Here is a 16,443-nt window from a genome sequence, read left to right as displayed (position 1 = left end):
CGGCGCACCCTCGGCGTTCCCACCACATATTAGGGGTCCTGTCTTGCCTCGCTCGAGGCAACACCGCGCGCAAGGGACACAACAGGACCCGCAGAAACTGCGTTTATACAAAGACAAGGGACCCTATCGGTTTGCCTTCCAAGCGCAGACGGCGCAGGGCCTGATACACGCGGATGTTTTCCTCGACCTCATCGGGCTTCATGTCCAACGACAAGGTGGCCCGAGCATCGTTGTCGCGCCCGTCGAGACCATACACGAGGGCAAGATTGCCGCGAACATAAGGCGCGGCCAGCGGATCTTTGACGAGTTCCTGTAAGATCGCCGTCCCTCGGATGATGTCCCCAGACAACGCAAGCGACAGGGCATAATTGCTCCGAAGGATGAAATTTGTCGGGTAATAGGACAGGCCGTCCTCATACACACCCTGCGCCTGTTTGTGCTGTGAAAGCGTGTCCAACGCGACACCTTTCCCGGTAAGGGCGGACACATTCCGTTGATCCACCCGAAGCGCTTTGTCATAAGCCTCCACGGCCATCTGCGAACGATGTTGGGCCAGATAGACCCGCGCCAACGTTGTCAGAACGTCGGCATTGCTCGGCGCCAGTTCATGTGCCCGCAACAGGACCGCCTCGGCCCGGCTGTTTTGTCCCATCCGCGCATAGCTGTTCCCCGCGCCCAACAGCGCAGGAACGGAGACGGGGTCGGCGACAAGAACTTTCTCGAACAATCGCGCGGCAGTCTCATTGTCTCCGGCCTCAGAGGTCGCCTGTGCAAGGCGCAGCGTATCCGCGCCTGCCGTGACACTCCCCGCCCCGTCGTTGGACAGGTCCATGGTGCAAGCGGACAAACTGAACACGAGAAGAACAGGGACAAGGGCGCGGGTGATGTGAGAGAAAAAGGGCAATGGTTTACTCCGGTCGGGCTGATGAGGGCGGGTGTGAAGGGGGGCAGAAACATGTATCATCGGACAAGGGCAACCTTTCCGCAGGCGACGCCATCAAGGGTGAGGTCGGCCTGACCGATCCCGATGCCGAGCACATTCAAAACACCGTCGAGCAAGGCATCAATCGGCGTCAACAAAGCACCAAGCAATTTCCCCGGCAAAACGTCGAGTACAGAGTCCACAAGCGCGACAACCGGTGTCAGCAAAAGCGACAACAGCCCTCCAAGTAGGGATTGGCTTTGACTGCTGATGCTGATCTCCAAATTGTTGGGGTCCAGCAAGGATGCAACCGTCGAGGCCAGCAGGCTGCCGGACCCAACAGTTTTCGGGCTGCCCGCGATGTCGGACACGAGAAAATCAATCTGTGGCTGTAACGCATTGCCTGTCGCGGCATGGGCTTTCAATTGCAGGGTGAAGAGGTCAATCGTGATCAAAGCGAGGTTCAGCTCCAGATCCAAGAAGTCCGCAGGGCTAAGGTTGGCCGCGTCAAGCGGGGTGGTCGTGTCCTCAAAGGCCGGAGCATCGAATTCACCGATGAACAACTCAACCACATGCGTGCCGTTTGTTCCGGTGAAAGGGGTAAGCCCCGTGTCGAAACTGGCGATCCGATCGTTCGGGCCGCTCGCATCACAATAAAGATCCGTCAACGTCACTGTTGCACTTGCGATTTCGGCATAAATCGGCAGGCGTAAGGACAAGGCGGACACCCCCACCCCAAGCCCGCTGAGCAAGGATGGAGACAGATCAACGTCCAATTTCAGCCGCACCTGCGCGGTGTGGAGCGTCGCTCCGCGTTCGCCGAGGTTGATCCAGCTCGAATATGCCTCGCGTTCGCCGACAACGACAGCCAAATCCACATTGCCCAGAACATTTGGAATGGGCAGGCCGACATCGGCCTCGATCAGACGGTTTGCATTGACGATGTCGAGCGTTGCTTTCAGCACATCAAGCGCCGACACAGACACCGTGCCAAGACGATCCTCCAGTTGAATCGCCACGTTATCTCCGGAGATGCCGATCAGCTCAGACGCATTAAAAGACCCACATGCTGTACAATTCAGGATCGCCGTCAGCACATCTGTTGAACCCGAGACAAGCCCGGTGTCCAATAGCGCACCCGCCACATCAAGCAGATCGATCTCCGAGGTGAGTATCTCCGCATAATCAAGCGCAACAAGATCGGCCCGCACCGCCAACGCGTCCGTAAAGGTCAGAAGATCAATCTGTGTATCCAGCAAGGCTTGGTAATCCAAGAGAGAGAGCGACACGTTTGACCCAAGCGCCGCGCCGAGCAATGCGTTCAAGATACCGCCATCCAGATCGAGCAGTCGCGATCCAAGGCTGAAAGATGCAAAATCAAATCGTGCCGCCGTTGCAGACGCCGAAAGAGGGGTGCTGTCCGTGTCCAAAAACGTTTGAGAGAAAAACAAAGGTGCGGCACCCTTCAAAACAACCTCTGCCGCATTGACATCCACATCGGACAGATCGCGCGTCTCAAACCTGTCCTCTGCCGGAAGGGCGCTGTCATAAATGTAGCGACCGTATTCCAAAGACGTCAGCGCCGAAGCCTCAAGCCTATTGCCGATGACGGTCGCCTGAGCATGATCATCCGGCGTCCCACTCAAGTTCAAAACGGCACTGATTGCGGTCATATCCGCCTGTGTTTGCAAAGATTTTTGCCGAAAATACAGCGATCCGAGGTCGATCCCGATGGCCATAAAGCCCACAGCAACTGTCAGAAAAAGCGCGACGATGATCGCCACAGCACCGCCCTCTTGTGAGCTGTATTTGCGGAAACACGCTTTAATACGCAAGGTAGCTGCTCCGCGTAATATCCGTGATCCCGATGTTTAGAAAGCTGTCTGCAACCTCAACCGCTGTGCCACTGAGATCATAGGTCAACGTGATCTGAATGGCTGGCATGGTGCCCTCAATCATGTCGATATCGGCGGAAATATGGCTGGCATTCAAAAAGGAAAACCGCCCGCCCGGCGAAGTCAGAAAGCTTGTTGCACGTCCTTCTCTATCGGCAAGAAACGGTTCGCTGACAGAATACCGCGCCGCTTCGGCCGCGAATTGCTGTAGGCTATTGGCGATGGCGAAATACTGGCCAAAGCTGATGATCCCGAACAGGATGCTCAGCAACAGAGGCAGCACAAGCGCGAATTCGACCGCCGTCGCGCCGTCGTCTTCGCACCGATATCGTTGCACCCGTGTCACGATCACGATCCTCCATTCATGAGATTGTCCAGAATGCTCAGAGCCGCCGGGCCGATCAGCACGATAAAAAGCGCGGGCATGATGAACAGGATAAGCGGAATGGTCATCAAAGCCGGGAGACGCCCCGCCTGTTCCTCTAATCTCAAAAGTCTTTGAGCCCGTGCATCCAACATCAAAGCGCGCAACGCGCCACGAAAGGGCGTGCCGTAGCGACCGGCTTGTGCCATCGCATTGGCGAACACGGACACCTCTGGCAAAGGCAACCGTTCCTCCAGATTGCGCCAGGCCTGTTCGCGTTCTGGCAACACCCCAAGTTCAACAACCAACTGTTGTAGTTCAATGGCAAGCTCTGGACATGCCGCATAGACCTCTCGCGCCACACGGCCGAGTGCGGGGACGGGCGCAAGCCCCGCTTCGCTCGTGATCACAAGCAATTCAAGCATGTCCGGGAAGCTGCGCCGCACTTTTTCAAGCCGTCGCTTCCGTTTGTGGGACAAGACAGCATCCGGTGCCCGTGACAGGACCAAAGCTGTTGCGCACACCACAACGATCGCGGTGAGGGGTTTGACCCCATCTTCAGAATTGAGTGCCAGCCAGAGCACCGACAGGATCACAGCGGCCACGGGCAGGACGAGCTTTAGAAAGGCGTAAATCAGATGCGCATCACGGCTGCGAATGCCCGCAGATTTCAAAAGAGCCGCCGAGGTTTCCGCCTCATCGCCCTTAACCACGGATACACGTTCTGCGGTCACTGCCGCCATCCGTCTCAAAATCTCTCCAGCTTTCAAGGATATGGGTTGAGAGACGACATCTTTGGTCTTTTTGCCCGCCGATGAGAGGCAGCGATCCAATCGACCGCGCCGTTTGCGATGGTCAATCAGAGCCAAGGCGATCAATTGCACAAGGCTCAGCCCAAGAATGAGCAAGAGTAGGAATGCGAGGCCCAAATATCCCATGTCAGACATCAATCCGGGACAGTTTGTACATGCTAAATATGCCCAAACAGAGGCTCAGAACCCCAACCGTCGCAAGCAAGAGTCCGCGAGAATCCTGGATCAGTGGTGCAAGATAGCCAGGGTTGAGCACAAAGATAATCAAGCCAATTCCAAAGGGCAGACTGGATAAAATCACAGCGCTGACACGGGTTTCGGCGGATAAAGCGGCGGCTTTCTTGCGCAGTTTACGCCGATCACGCAAAAGCACGGCAAGGTTTTCCAGCGTCTCCACAAGATTACCGCCCGTTTCTGCCTGCAAATTTGTTGCGACAGCAATGAACCGGGCCTCGGCCGTTGCAATACGATCCGCCATACTCGCAAGCGTCTCATCAAGCGGCCTGCCGACACGATGCTCATCGCGACAGCGCAGGAATTCTTCTTGTGCAATGCCTGAAGTGTGATTTGCAACGAGCCCTAGCGCCTCGCTGAGGGGTTGCCCCGCGCGCAATCCACGGGCAAAAACATCAAGACAATCCGGCAATGCCTCGGTAAACCGCCTGATCCTGCGCGCTCTCAGAACATCGAAAACAGCATTCAAAACAATCCATCCGCTCCCGAGCGAGATCAGCCCCACCAAAGGCTTAGAGAGCGGGGTTGTCATGGCAAGACCCACACATGTCAGGGCGGCGATGAGGCCCATGACAAGAAGACTGGACAGGGGTGACAGGGTCAGACCTGCCTCACGCACCCGCCGTTGCAAGAGCCCCTGAACCCCGGCCTGCCGTTGTTTCAGCGCCGCTTGGGCAACGGTATTGGTGGTTTGCGACACTCTTTTGCGCACCAGTTCCGAGGTCGCGCCCGGATGATCCGCGGAGTATCTCACAAGGCGCGCGCGTCGAATGCGACGGCTTCTGTCCGTGAGCATCAACCCAACCGTGCCGACCGTGAGGCAGCCTGTAAAAATCAAAAGGAAGAGAGCAGCGGAGGCGATCATCTTTAGACACTCACGATTTGGCGCAATTTGCCATCAAGACCGTGTTCAATCGCCCGATCAATAAAGCCCGGCGTCAACCCGCTGGACACAAATTGCCCCCGAAGTGTCTCGCGCCCCTGTGTGGGTTCAGGCACAAAGCGGAACAATTCCTGAAGGCTGATCACCGACTCTTCACCCCCCACAATCTCCGAAATGGATGTCACCCGCCGCACCCCGTCCCGCATGCGCGAAATCTGGACGATCAGATGGATGGCATCCCGAAGTTGTTGCCGCACGAAAACCGTCGGCAAGACAATCCCCGACATGGCGATCAAATTTTCCATGCGCGTCAGGGCTTCACGCGGCGTGTTCGCATGCAGCGTGCTCATAGAGCCGTCGTGACCCGTGTTCATTGCCTGTAACAAATCAAACGCTTCCTCGCTGCGCACCTCACCGATGATGATCCGGTCAGGACGCATCCGCAGGGCATTGCGAAACAGCGCGCGCATGGGCACCTGCCCCGTGCCCTCAATATTGGGCGGGCGCGTTTCCAAACGCACAACATGAGGCTGCTGCAATCGCAGTTCGGCCGCATCCTCAAGCGTGACAATGCGCTCATTCGCCGGAATTTCGCGTGAGATCGCATTCAACAGCGTGGTCTTGCCTGACCCCGTCCCGCCCGAGACAAGGAGATTGAGGCGCAATTGCGCGGCGATGCGCAGGAAGTCCGCCATCGGGCCAGAGAGACTGCCCCGGTCAATCAAATCAGAGAGTTTTAAGTCGTCCTTTGGGAATTTTCGAATGGTCATGGTTGGCCCGTCGATGGCCAGTGGCGGGATGGTCACGTTGATCCGGCTCCCATCCATCAGGCGGGCATCCACCAACGGCGTGGTTTCATCGACGCGGCGACCCACAGCGCCTACGATCCGCGTCGCGATCGTCAAAACATGATCATCGTCGCGAAACGAAATATCCGCCAATTCCAACTGACCGTGACGTTCGACGTAAACCTGCTCTGGTCCGTTGACCATGATCTCAGAAATGCTGTCATCTGCCAAAAGCCGTTCGAGCGGCCCCAATCCGAGCATGTCATCGACGACATAATCGACGAGTTCCGCGCTTTCGACACCATTCAGATCAAACCGCTGCGATTTACTGACGGACATGACCGCATCACGAATGGCGCCGCGTTGAGCCGCATATTGCAATCCGGCAAGGGCGCGCAGGTCAAGAAGCTCCATGATCTCAGGCGCAATCTTCGCCCCCAAACGCATGACACGTCTGGTGAACTCTGGTTGATAATGGGCGCGCGGTCTGGCGTCCGGCCCAGCTTGAGCCGGGGTGTCGTTTTGCGCCTCAGCCACTGACACCAGATGTTTCATCAACTCGCGTTGCATGTCTCGCGACAAGCTCTGTTCGGTCGTGTCCTGATACCAATCAATCGCCGCACTTACTGCATAAAGACCGGTGACCGCGCCATCGGCCAGCAAAGACCGCACGCGGGCTTCGATAACCGGGCGCACGGTTGCGATGTCAGTCGGGTATGAAACGGCCTCACTCATGGCTTACGCCCTTTTCTTCCACCAGGACGTTTGCCGCACTTTGTCTGCGTCGTGACCTTTGCACATAGCCTGTGCGAGGTGCGCCACACGGCGGGCATAGGCGCTGTTTGGGGCAAGGGATTGCACGGGTGTGCCTTTCACATACGCACGCGCAATGTCGCTCGCACATGGTGGCAATGCGCAGGAGACCGGCAGATCGAGGGCACCGGCGACTTCCTTGGCACTCAGGCCAGCATCCCGGCGGGTCTGTGTGAGCACAAGCCAAACCCGCGGCGCTGCACCCGCCGCATTCCGATTGATCAAATCCATCAAACGCCCCGCAGATCGGACGGCACCAAATCCGGGAGCCAGAACCAAAATGAGATCATCGACGACATCCAAGACCGGGTTCTTCTCGGCAATCAACCGCCGCGGGAGATCAATCACAGTGGTCGAAAACGTCTCTTTCAAAGAAGCCACAAGGCCGGACAGACCCATTTCGCAGTTCGACAGCAAACTCATGTCTTCGATTTCAGCCGAGTAGACGGACAGCCCCGGTTGAACCTCATGCATGGTCGCCTGAAGAAAAGTGCTGTCCACGCGTTCCGGTGTTGAAAAGGCTTCAAACAAGCCGGACGTGGTCTCAATGTCCAGATCAACGGCCAAAGAGCCAAAGGCCAGGTCGGCATCCAACAGCCCGACGGTCGGTGTCACCGCTCGCTCCCCGCCCGCTCTGAACGCCACCGAAAGATTGGCGGCCAAAAGACTGGCGCCCACGCCACCGGAGACACCACAAACGGCAATGGCTCTCCCATGCGTGCGTTTGGTCGCTGAGGGAATGGCCTCAGAGGTCAGAATATCCGGCAATGGACCCGTCGCATCCAAAGGCAGCACAAGGTAGTCCTTGGCCCCGGCGGTCAAGAAGGCGCGATATGTTGCCACGTCATTCTCGCGCCCCAACAGGATGACTTCGGTTCCATCCGCAACGATATCACGCACTGCTTCGATATTGGCGGCGAGCGAGGTCTCACCAAGCTCTGCAATCATCACATCGCCAAATGTGGTCATACCTGACAGGCGCGCCATGGTTTGAAGCGTTCCCGTGTGGACCGTCGCATTGCTGTCCAGTGTCGTCTGTCGTAACAAATGGACCACTGCATCGCGGCCCTCTTCCGTCGCGACAAACGCCTCGACGCGGCGCTCGGTCTTTGCGGGCTGGAACATCTGACTCATTGCTGATGTCCTTCAAGCGGCGCATCCCTAAGGGCCATGGTGGCAGTCATATCCGGTTCCAGGACATCACCCGGCTCGTGAATCATCGCAGCAAGATTCGCAGCGCTCGCACAGCCCAGATCGGTGATACTCGGTTTGCAATCGACGCGCAGACCTTGCGTTCGCGTGGCACGAATGACACCGGTTTGCCGGTATGACGGACGTGACCCAAAAGAGGTGTCCATGAGATACTGCTTTTTCGCGGCCGAACGTGCCAAAAGCGATTGCATCACAGCCTGACGTTCCGCATCAATTTTGGCTTGGCCGCTCGACGGGATCGTCACGATCAGAAAATCCCCGTTTTTCAACGCAAGCTGATTTAGAAACCCCGAGATCCGCTCGCGTTCTTGTGCGGACAATGAGGACGCTCCAGAGGCAAAGCGGAATTGATGCTGCGCTTCGACATAAGGGGCGGACAACCGTTGGGTGACACCGATTTGTGGCGATGGCGTGTCACAAGCGGCAAGGCACATCAGGACAAGGCCCGCCAGAATGGTTTTGGCTTTGGTCACAGTCATTGCAAAAGGAACCCCGCATTCCCGTTAATGTTTTTGACGGAGACAGGAGCGCTCTCCTCAATCGGTTCTCCTGCCGAAAAGGCCCCCAGCAAACTCCGATCGAGGCTGTTCGCCGGGGCGAAGTGATCCAAGGGAGTCTTGAATTTATCAGGCGACGCGGGCTCCACGATGTAGGGAGTCACAATGATGACCAGCTCAGATTCACCTTTTTGGTAGCTCGTCGACCGGAACAAGGCACCTAAAATCGGGATGTCGCCCAGACCCGGCACATCTTTGACATCCTGTTGCGTCGATGCACTGAACAATCCGGCGATGGCAAAGCTCTGGCCACTGCCAACTTCGATCGTTGTGCTCGCGCTTCGCTCCAGGATCAGCGGAAAGTTTTGGGTGTTCGTCTGGCTGCCGCTGGAAAAATCCAGCTCGCGGATTTGCGTCCGAACATTGAGTTTGATTTGATTGCTGCGCAAAACTTCAGGGAGGAACTCAAGCTCGACACCATAGGGTTCGAATTGAACCGTGGGGACATCTTCTGCTGTTCTCGTCTGGTAAGGAAAGCGTCCACCGGCAAGAAAACTCGCCTTGTCGCCCGAGCGCGCCGTTAGATTGGGCTCCGACAAAATGGTCACCAAGCCCTCGCCTTTCAGCGCCTCAAGCGTCACACCGATGTTGGTTCCACCTTTGCGAATGTTACCAGCAATCGAATAGCCGCCGCTGACCGCTTCGCCGCCAGTAATGCCCTGTCCCGACAAGGTGGACCACGTCACGCCAAGGTTTTCTGTGACGCTTCGCGATACCTCAGCAATGCGTACTTGCAAGTTGATTTGCGGCGGGGTTTCAAGCGCGAGGCTGTTGATCAAAGCGGTCTCGGTCCCCGCCAGTTGTCGCACCACGGATTCAATCTGTTCGGCATCAGAAATCGTGTTGACCTTACCGCTCAAAACGACCGCGCCACCCACTTCAGAGACGGCGAACTTTCCCGACGGGAGTGCGGCATGGGCGGCGCGGCTCATCGCGTCCATATTGTAAGAGACCTTCACGACACTGCTCAGAGTCACCTCTTCCTGATCGTCGATGACAAAAAGCGTCGTCTCTCCAATCGCTTTGCCATAGATATACAAAAGTCTAGGGGACTTGATCTCGATATCGGCCACATCCGGGTTGGCCAAAAACACCGTTTCCGCTGGGTTCTCAAGTTTGATCAATTTGCCCTGTCCAGCAAAGAGAGTAACGTCACGGTTGCGGGTTTCTACCAGCGTTTGCGCGGCACTTGGCATCGCAAAGCCGATCAAAAGCGCGCACAAACACACATGACGGAGACCCGCGCACATGCGTTTCAAAATCTTAGGCGTTTGAAAGAAATGCATTAATCACCTTGAATGGATGGAACGGCGACAATGGCCGCCTCTGATGAAGTCTGCGGGCGACCGATCTCACCCGGCTCAATGGCATCCGCGACGGTGAGGACATTCATCCGACTCTCCGCGCCACGCACGACCGCAACACTGCGACTGTTGATCGGCGGCAGGGGTTTCGTCGTTTCACCGGAAATCTGAGAGGAAAAGATTGGGGTGTCATCGGCAATGATCGGCGCATTCCCCTCTTCTCCGCCGCTCAGAACCAGCATCAGATCCCCCATCTTCTGGGCGAGGACCAAAACTTTTGCCCCGTCCGGCGTGAGCTCAAATGTGACGATTTTTGGCGGCGCTTTGGGTTCGACCGGCTCGCTCTCCGGGGCCTGCTCGGGAATTTGATCCGTGGCAATAATACGCACGTTGCGCAAAACGGTGCGGATCGCGATCAGATCGTCTTCCAAGGCGTAAGACAGCAAGATGTCGACCCGGTCACCATTCCGGATCAACCCTGCCACAGAGGTTTCCGCCGTTACCGGCAGAGCGATCGCGCGCATGCCTTCGGTCAGCCGCAGAGCCGAGGCGCTTGTGTGCACTTGTGGCTCGGCACCAGAGACTGCCGTTTCGGGTGGCATCAAATCTTCGGCCACAAAGGGCGTGCCACTTGGGACAGTCCGCGCCACAGTCAGCACGGAAAGAGCCGCTTGATTGGCCGGGCTGTCGACAAGAAACCCATCGTGGACTTGATCGGCGGCCATCTCTGTAAATGTGTAGCCTGCGGGCGTGACTTGTGTCCCGGCAACAACGGTATGAGCCGCGACCAAGACACGTTCGGTCTTGGTTTGAGCTTCCATTTGGGGCGGCTGCGGCGCGACGGTTTGGTCTTTTTGCAAAAGCCCAAACCAGACCGCCGCGCCCGCCACCAAAGTGGACGTTGCCAAAACCATGGTCACGCGCCCGGACAGTCCCAAGCGCGACATCATATCAACAACTGGTGGTTGCAGTAGCTACACAAGAAGGATCAGCAAGTTTATCGTTTACAGTTTGAAAACCCGTGTTCACGTTTTGACCAAGAGTGTAGACGGTCCCAATAATCACGGCAGCGATCAGAGCGGCAAACAGGCCATATTCGATAGCCGTGGCACCGTCCTCTTCACGAGTGAAACGTTTTGCTAAGGCTTTTGCAGGCTTGAAGAATTTCATCTGTGCGTTCTCTCCGAAAGTCTTGTGGACGGGGTGATTCATGGACTCATGCTCACCACATTGATATTTTTGACCATGAAAGTGTCGAAAGGATTAACGACACCATATGGAATAACTTTAGAGATTTAAGGCCATCCTTTTGCAAGGATTAAAGCAATTTAATTTCAATTTTCAGAAATTATGCGCAATATTATACATCCTTTATAATGTATTTATACGACTTATAGGATGTCTGAATACATCACTAAGAATTGACTTTAAATGATGTGTGTTGAATAAATCTGGCGTCGTCCAGCACCACATCCCCTACACAAGGTGGATATACCTATCCTGATTCTCCGCCATACGTTTGCCAACCACAGCTAAAGTTATGCCGTAAACGGCCGCTTTGCGGCATACCTATCCAAGAGCTTTTCAGGTTCAGCTTACAAAACCTTGAGCGTATTGAGCCAACGGGACAGATCGCCAAAGTCTGAATCCCGGCGCGATCCTTTCAGGAGGATGAAATCCCCCTCTTTCACGGCGCCTTTGAGAGTGGTAAAAAGCGCGGGCGCACTCGAAAAATGCGGCCCCAAAACGGCCTCCGGCAGCCTCTTTCGCAGATGCCGCATCTCGTCCCCATGCGTCAGAACAAGAGTCGCACCCGATGCCAATAAGGGCGCAGCAAGCGTCTCGTGTAGCGTCGCCGCCTGATCGCCAAGATGGACAATGCGCCCGAGCACTGCGATTTTCCGGCCCGCCACCTGCTGTCGCTCAAGTTCAGTAAAGGCATTCAACATCGAAAGGATTTCGGCGTTCCAACTGTCATCCAGCACCCGCACCTTATGCCCGCCTAAGTGACAGACATACTGAACCAAACGCCCCTCTTCCGGTCTGTATGTCTCCAACCTTTGAGCGCTGTCCTGCACATCGCGGCCAAGCGCATGAGCAACGGCGAGGGTTGCGACTGCGTTGTTCAACATGCCCTGACTGACAAAGGGCAGCGTCACCTCATGGGTCTGACCCGCCAGTTCCACCGTGAGCCGGGTCGATCTGCCCTCAGTGATCTGGTTCAGCACACGCAAATGGGCGTTCGGGCTCGGCCCAAAGGTCAGGACGCGGCTTGCATGTTGGGTTGCCTTGGCGTGGATGGTCTCAAAATGCGCCAAATGTTCGCCGATCACGGCAATCCCACCCGGCATCAGCCCATCGAAAACCCTCGATTTCCACTGCGCCACATCCTCGGTTGTTTTGATCATCCTGTTGGTTTGTGACAGGCCAATTTCCGTGATCATGGCGATGGTGGGGCGCACCCATCGGGTGATTGGACCACGGCTCATCCAGAGCGCCGATTGTGCAATTTCGAGCAACGCGGCCTGATGGTCGGGCGCAAGGCTGGACAGTTGGATCGGCACGCCAACACGCGAGTTATAGTTGTCCACGCTTTTCAGGGCACATCCGGGATCAAACAGCGTTTCGAGCAACCCGAGGGTTGAGGATTTCCCAACCGTCCCGGTCACGGCGATCACCGGCCCCTGAAACCGCTGACGGGCCGCAAAGCCCAGCTCCATATGGGCCTTGATCGGATCATCAACCAGCAGTTGCGGGAAATCACTTGGCACATCGGCAACGGCTTTACTGACGATCGCCCCGGCCAAACGATGGACATTCTGCGCCACCACCGGATGGCGGTCCCCAATCGTTTTGGTCGGCTGGGTCGTACCTTCGTGAAATGCGCGCTCGCGATTGGTGTGGGCGACAAACAAGACCGGCGTGTCTCGCATATCAATATGTTTCTGACCATTGACCACAGAACGCACGAACCAGCCTTTTTGCGGGGCGGTCAGCCACCGCCCTCCGGTGATCGCCTGAAGCTGCTCCGCCGTCCATGTTTGGCCCGAAGGGCTGTCAGACACCAGATCAGGGAACTGGGTCCGGTAGGACAAGCTCAGCGAAGTGTCCGTTTGTGTCAACTGCACCGGAACCAGTTTTGGATGAAGATAGCACTGCGTATTTGGCGCCCGACCCAATACGCGAATTTCCAATTGTAACGGTGCATTACTCAGGTGTTTTAACGGCGGCGGACGCAGACCAAAATGGTCTCTATAAATCCGCCCGGGAGTCCAACGACGGGTGGGAAGCATCCAATCGCACGGATCATGATCCATGCCGCGGCCCCACTCCACCAAAGGCCCCTGCCCGCGAGGAATCGCCGTATAGCTCAACCGAAGGTCTTCAGAGATCGGGACGTCACTGGACCACCAAGTCTCAACCCAAAGCATCCGCCGATGCGTGATATGTTGCGGGGTCAGGCGCACCCCTAATAACGTCAAACCGTTTATTTTCAACGGCTTGATCCGCGCCCCCTCGGGCACATACGGAACCTGCCCATACAGTGTATCGACCTCATAGGACTGCAAAACCTCAACCGGATAACACCTCGATAGCGCATCCGTTTGAGCCACAGGTTTGTCCGCCTCTGACCGTGGGACGAGTGGCACATACGCCCGGTCTTCGTGACACGTTAGTGTCGTACCGATGCTTTGGCATTTACTTTGAAACCGCTGTATCACACCGCGCGCAGCATCCCCACGCAGGCGTTGGCTAAAGCCAAATCCAACCCCGATGGGGATAAATTCAACCCACTTCACGCCCTCTGGGCTCAAGCCCAGCCGGAACACCCCGCCGTCAGAAAACTGACTGCGAATGGAGTCGAACAGAAGATCGCCCGCGTCATGGATGATCGGCTTGGCCTTGTAGATTTCGATGCCTTGCAACCGATGCGCCGAGGCACCAAGCACGGCATCCGCCCCGGCATCAATCAAGGCATGGCCAACTGCGATTTCATCGTCATCCGGTGCGGGCGCATTGTTCGCCCCCCAATGCACGGCGATTATGGCAAGATCGGCTTGTTTTTTGGCCTCGGCGATGCGCGGCTCAAACTCCTCTCGCCACGCGTGTGGATCATCCAACGACACATAGGCGGTGCCCGGCGTCTCATCTGTTGCGGCAAACCGAAACTGGGTCGCATCGACACTAAACAACGCCACACGTACCGCGCCAGCGGTACAAAATGTGGGACGAAAGGCCTCGTCTCGGGTGCGCCCGCTGCCAGCGTAGGCAATGCCAAGCGCGCGGAGGATGTCCTGTTGCTGCATCAACGCTTGGGGGCCGTAATCCCCGCTGTGGTTGTTGGCCACGGCCACCGCGTCGATGTTTGCCGCCGTCAAGATGTTCAACATTTCAGGCCGGGCACGGTAATAATACGGCCCCCCTTCGCCCTTGATCACACCTTGTGCGCCGAGCGAGCTGACAACGCACTCCAGATTCACGATCGACAGATCGGCCGACTTAAGCTCGGGAATATCGAGGACCTGATCATACCCCAGCTGCTTTGATCTGTAATGTTGACGACGCCCCAAATTGACGTCGCCCCCCCAAGCCAAAATCGCGGAGGCGCTCATGGGCGACGTCCCCCCCACGTCTAGCACATGCTCTGCCTGTTTCGGCGAGTCTGCCACGTCTGAAGGGCGGTTTTCATCTCGCAAATAGTGCAGAAGATAGGCCGTATAACCCGACAGGTAATGTTCGACATCGTCGATCCTCACCCGGAACCCGTGATGGCGAATGAAAAAACTGCCCAATATACGTTGGGGGTTTTTGAAATACATCGCGATTTCCGGCCAGAAAAACCCGTTCATCAGGTAATGCGCGCGCGTTTCGAGAGCCCGGTAGAACTTATCCAGATCAAGATGTTTCAAAAGCGGGCGGTGCGCCTCACTGGCCTGTAATCGCACAATCATCTTATGCGCGGCCATCATCAACTCAAGCAGGGTGGGAAAGGTCGTGATGCGGTCAATCACAAAATCCAGATGCCCGACCACGTTTTGGATGCCAAACCGGAAATAGCGCTCCTCCGGCCGATACAGAGTCAATTCGTTGACGCAATAACTAAGCCAGTGATCGTGACTTTTCCAATGCTGTTGTGCGATAAAGTAATCGAACGCCTTTTCAACCGTTTGCAACCACCGCGCGTCTTTGGTCAACCCATAAAGCCGCATCAATCCAAAAGCGGCCTCCCCATCATAATATATGATCCGAAAGGTTTCTTTGACGCTGAGATCCGTGGAATTGAGCACATGGGGCAGTTGCCCGGTCTCTGGGTCTTGGACCCGTCGGATGCCCTCCGCCAAGTGGTCCAACAGTGACAGGTGGCTCTGATCGCCCGTCAATTCGGTGTATTTGACGAGCGCCAGAAGGGCGACGGCACTGCCTCCCAGCTTGAATTCATTGTTCAGGTCTTGCAGATACGCGACCTCTTTCCCATCCGGCAAGGTAAACCGACGAATGAGGTTTTGGGTCATGAACCGAAGCGCGCGGTCAATCGCGGCCTTGACCCCCGCGTCTCGTGTGACCTCCCACGCCTCCAACATGGAATAGATCGTGCTGGTGTGGCGCAGGGTGTTATAGGCCTTAATCTCCCGGTCAAAACACGGATGAAGCCCATAGACAAACTGGCCCTGTTCATCGACTTGGGCCGCCAAAAACCGACTGGATTGCGCGATCATGCTTTCGACAGTGGTTTCGTCGAGATCCGTCACAACCCTGCGCCCGGTGTCCCGCCCTTCGGCCCCGCCGCAAAAGCCGTGCAGCCGGATCGGACCATGGTTGGGCTGCAAAAGGAAAGCCTGGGTCGAAAACAAACGGATCTGATGCGCGGGGTCTTGAGGCAATTGGAATCCCGCGCCAAACCGTCGGCGTCCATAAATGTTGAAATTCTTTTCGTTCACACCGGCCTGTTCGACGGTGCCGCCAAGATACAACATCGCGTTGGCATTGAGTTCCTGCTCTAAAAACGCCTGTTCAAATCCACGATCAAGCGCGAGCCCATAGCGAAAATAACTCCGCTTGCTGTTCTCAAGCGCCAATTGGCAGTGGTGCCATGTCAGGTCCCATGTTTGATCGACCCAATCCACTCTCAGCCAACGGATCGACGGGCATGGATTGGCCAAAGCCCCCCGCCATGCCTCTACTTTTTCCCAGATGTCCGCCAGATCGCGCCCAACGAAATGCACGACCTCTGCGCGTTTGGTGCCGTCACTCATGGAGAAAAAGAGGCGCAGCGGGGCTGACGCTGGCGATTCAACGCCAGAGGACACCACCGCATAGGTCAAAGCCGCTTTGGCCTGCGCCAAAAGCACGGTCAACGGGGCTTTGGGATGGCGTGCAAGCGGCGACATCAACGCGTAGGGTGTGTCAGTCTTGCCCTGTCGAGCGTCTGCTTTTGGCACGTTTCGAGACCGCTTTTTCTTGCCCATCGCATACGCCTTTGTATTGGCTGTCACGCAGCATCTCACCGCACAACAGTGAGACTCTAAATCATCCTATAGGCCGGATGAGGTCATCCCACGGATCACTTGGTACAAAACACACCGCTCAGGGTCAACAACCCGCCCCCAACGCGCCAGGCGTTAGGAGCGGGCGATCTCGGGATGTCTTGCGCCTTGAGA

12 protein-coding genes are annotated in these 16,443 nt (G+C 56.5%); all 12 read right to left on the bottom strand.

Annotated elements, in window-relative coordinates; genetic code table 11:
- Positions 1–103: 103 nt before the first annotated feature.
- On the bottom strand, positions 104–904 hold the full coding sequence (locus tag B30_RS12765) for a tetratricopeptide repeat protein (RefSeq protein ID WP_040402474.1): 801 nt from the start codon (positions 902–904) through the stop codon (positions 104–106).
- Between the two features lie 56 nt (positions 905–960).
- The gene (locus tag B30_RS12760; protein WP_157789812.1) at positions 961–2,757 is read right to left on the bottom strand and encodes a pilus assembly protein TadG-related protein; all 1,797 of its coding nucleotides are present in this window, start codon (positions 2,755–2,757) and stop codon (positions 961–963) included.
- Positions 2,747–3,169 (bottom strand): TadE/TadG family type IV pilus assembly protein, encoded by a 423-nt coding sequence (locus tag B30_RS21450; protein WP_009572507.1) that lies wholly within the window; start codon positions 3,167–3,169, stop codon positions 2,747–2,749. The genes B30_RS12760 and B30_RS21450 overlap by 11 nt, the downstream gene beginning before the upstream one ends.
- Complete coding sequence (locus B30_RS12750; protein ID WP_009572506.1) at positions 3,166–4,119, bottom strand: type II secretion system F family protein; 954 nt, start codon at positions 4,117–4,119, stop codon at positions 3,166–3,168. The genes B30_RS21450 and B30_RS12750 overlap by 4 nt, the downstream gene beginning before the upstream one ends.
- 1 nt (position 4,120) lies before the next feature.
- Positions 4,121–4,798 carry a type II secretion system F family protein gene (locus B30_RS12745; protein ID WP_232616922.1) on the bottom strand — a complete coding sequence of 226 codons (678 nt, stop codon included), beginning with the start codon at positions 4,796–4,798 and terminating at the stop codon, positions 4,121–4,123.
- A gap of 296 nt (positions 4,799–5,094) precedes the next feature.
- On the bottom strand, positions 5,095–6,633 hold the full coding sequence (locus B30_RS12740; RefSeq protein ID WP_009572504.1) for a CpaF family protein: 1,539 nt from the start codon (positions 6,631–6,633) through the stop codon (positions 5,095–5,097).
- Between the two features lie 3 nt (positions 6,634–6,636).
- On the bottom strand, positions 6,637–7,845 hold the full coding sequence (locus B30_RS12735; RefSeq protein WP_009572503.1) for an AAA family ATPase: 1,209 nt from the start codon (positions 7,843–7,845) through the stop codon (positions 6,637–6,639).
- A complete protein-coding gene (locus tag B30_RS12730) occupies positions 7,842–8,402 on the bottom strand; it encodes a hypothetical protein (RefSeq protein ID WP_009572502.1) in 561 nt (186 codons plus the stop codon). Before B30_RS12730 ends, B30_RS12735 begins: the two co-directional genes overlap by 4 nt.
- The gene (locus B30_RS12725) at positions 8,399–9,730 is read right to left on the bottom strand and encodes a type II and III secretion system protein family protein (RefSeq protein WP_100220113.1); all 1,332 of its coding nucleotides are present in this window, start codon (positions 9,728–9,730) and stop codon (positions 8,399–8,401) included. The genes B30_RS12730 and B30_RS12725 overlap by 4 nt, the downstream gene beginning before the upstream one ends.
- A gap of 35 nt (positions 9,731–9,765) precedes the next feature.
- Positions 9,766–10,734, bottom strand: coding sequence for a Flp pilus assembly protein CpaB (gene cpaB / locus B30_RS12720; protein ID WP_040402471.1), 969 nt, complete (start codon positions 10,732–10,734; stop codon positions 9,766–9,768).
- 1 nt (position 10,735) lies between these two features.
- Positions 10,736–10,954, bottom strand: coding sequence for a Flp family type IVb pilin (locus B30_RS12715; RefSeq protein ID WP_009572497.1), 219 nt, complete (start codon positions 10,952–10,954; stop codon positions 10,736–10,738).
- A gap of 425 nt (positions 10,955–11,379) precedes the next feature.
- On the bottom strand, positions 11,380–16,251 hold the full coding sequence (locus B30_RS12710; protein ID WP_009572496.1) for a CapA family protein: 4,872 nt from the start codon (positions 16,249–16,251) through the stop codon (positions 11,380–11,382).
- Positions 16,252–16,443 lie beyond the last annotated feature (192 nt).

It is taken from the genome of Celeribacter baekdonensis B30, from assembly GCF_000299875.1.
Classification (GTDB): Bacteria; Pseudomonadota; Alphaproteobacteria; order Rhodobacterales; family Rhodobacteraceae; genus Celeribacter; species Celeribacter baekdonensis_A.
Note: the sequence above shows the minus strand (reverse complement) of the source record. Positions and strands in the feature narration are given on the sequence as shown.

Bases quoted from the DNA above. Each gene is read 5' to 3' on its own strand.
- B30_RS12750 (WP_009572506.1), bottom strand. From the start codon at position 4,119: ATGGGATATTTGGGCCTCGCATTCCTACTCTTGCTCATTCTTGGGCTG.
- B30_RS12745 (WP_232616922.1), bottom strand. From the start codon at position 4,798: ATGGGCCTCATCGCCGCCCTGACATGTGTGGGTCTTGCCATGACAACC.
- B30_RS12740 (WP_009572504.1), bottom strand. From the start codon at position 6,633: ATGAGTGAGGCCGTTTCATACCCGACTGACATCGCAACCGTGCGCCCG.
- B30_RS12735 (WP_009572503.1), bottom strand. From the start codon at position 7,845: ATGAGTCAGATGTTCCAGCCCGCAAAGACCGAGCGCCGCGTCGAGGCG.
- B30_RS12730 (WP_009572502.1), bottom strand. From the start codon at position 8,402: ATGACTGTGACCAAAGCCAAAACCATTCTGGCGGGCCTTGTCCTGATG.
- B30_RS12725 (WP_100220113.1), bottom strand. From the start codon at position 9,730: ATGTGCGCGGGTCTCCGTCATGTGTGTTTGTGCGCGCTTTTGATCGGC.
- cpaB (WP_040402471.1), bottom strand. From the start codon at position 10,734: ATGATGTCGCGCTTGGGACTGTCCGGGCGCGTGACCATGGTTTTGGCA.
- B30_RS12715 (WP_009572497.1), bottom strand. From the start codon at position 10,954: ATGAAATTCTTCAAGCCTGCAAAAGCCTTAGCAAAACGTTTCACTCGT.
- B30_RS12710 (WP_009572496.1), bottom strand. From the start codon at position 16,251: ATGGGCAAGAAAAAGCGGTCTCGAAACGTGCCAAAAGCAGACGCTCGA.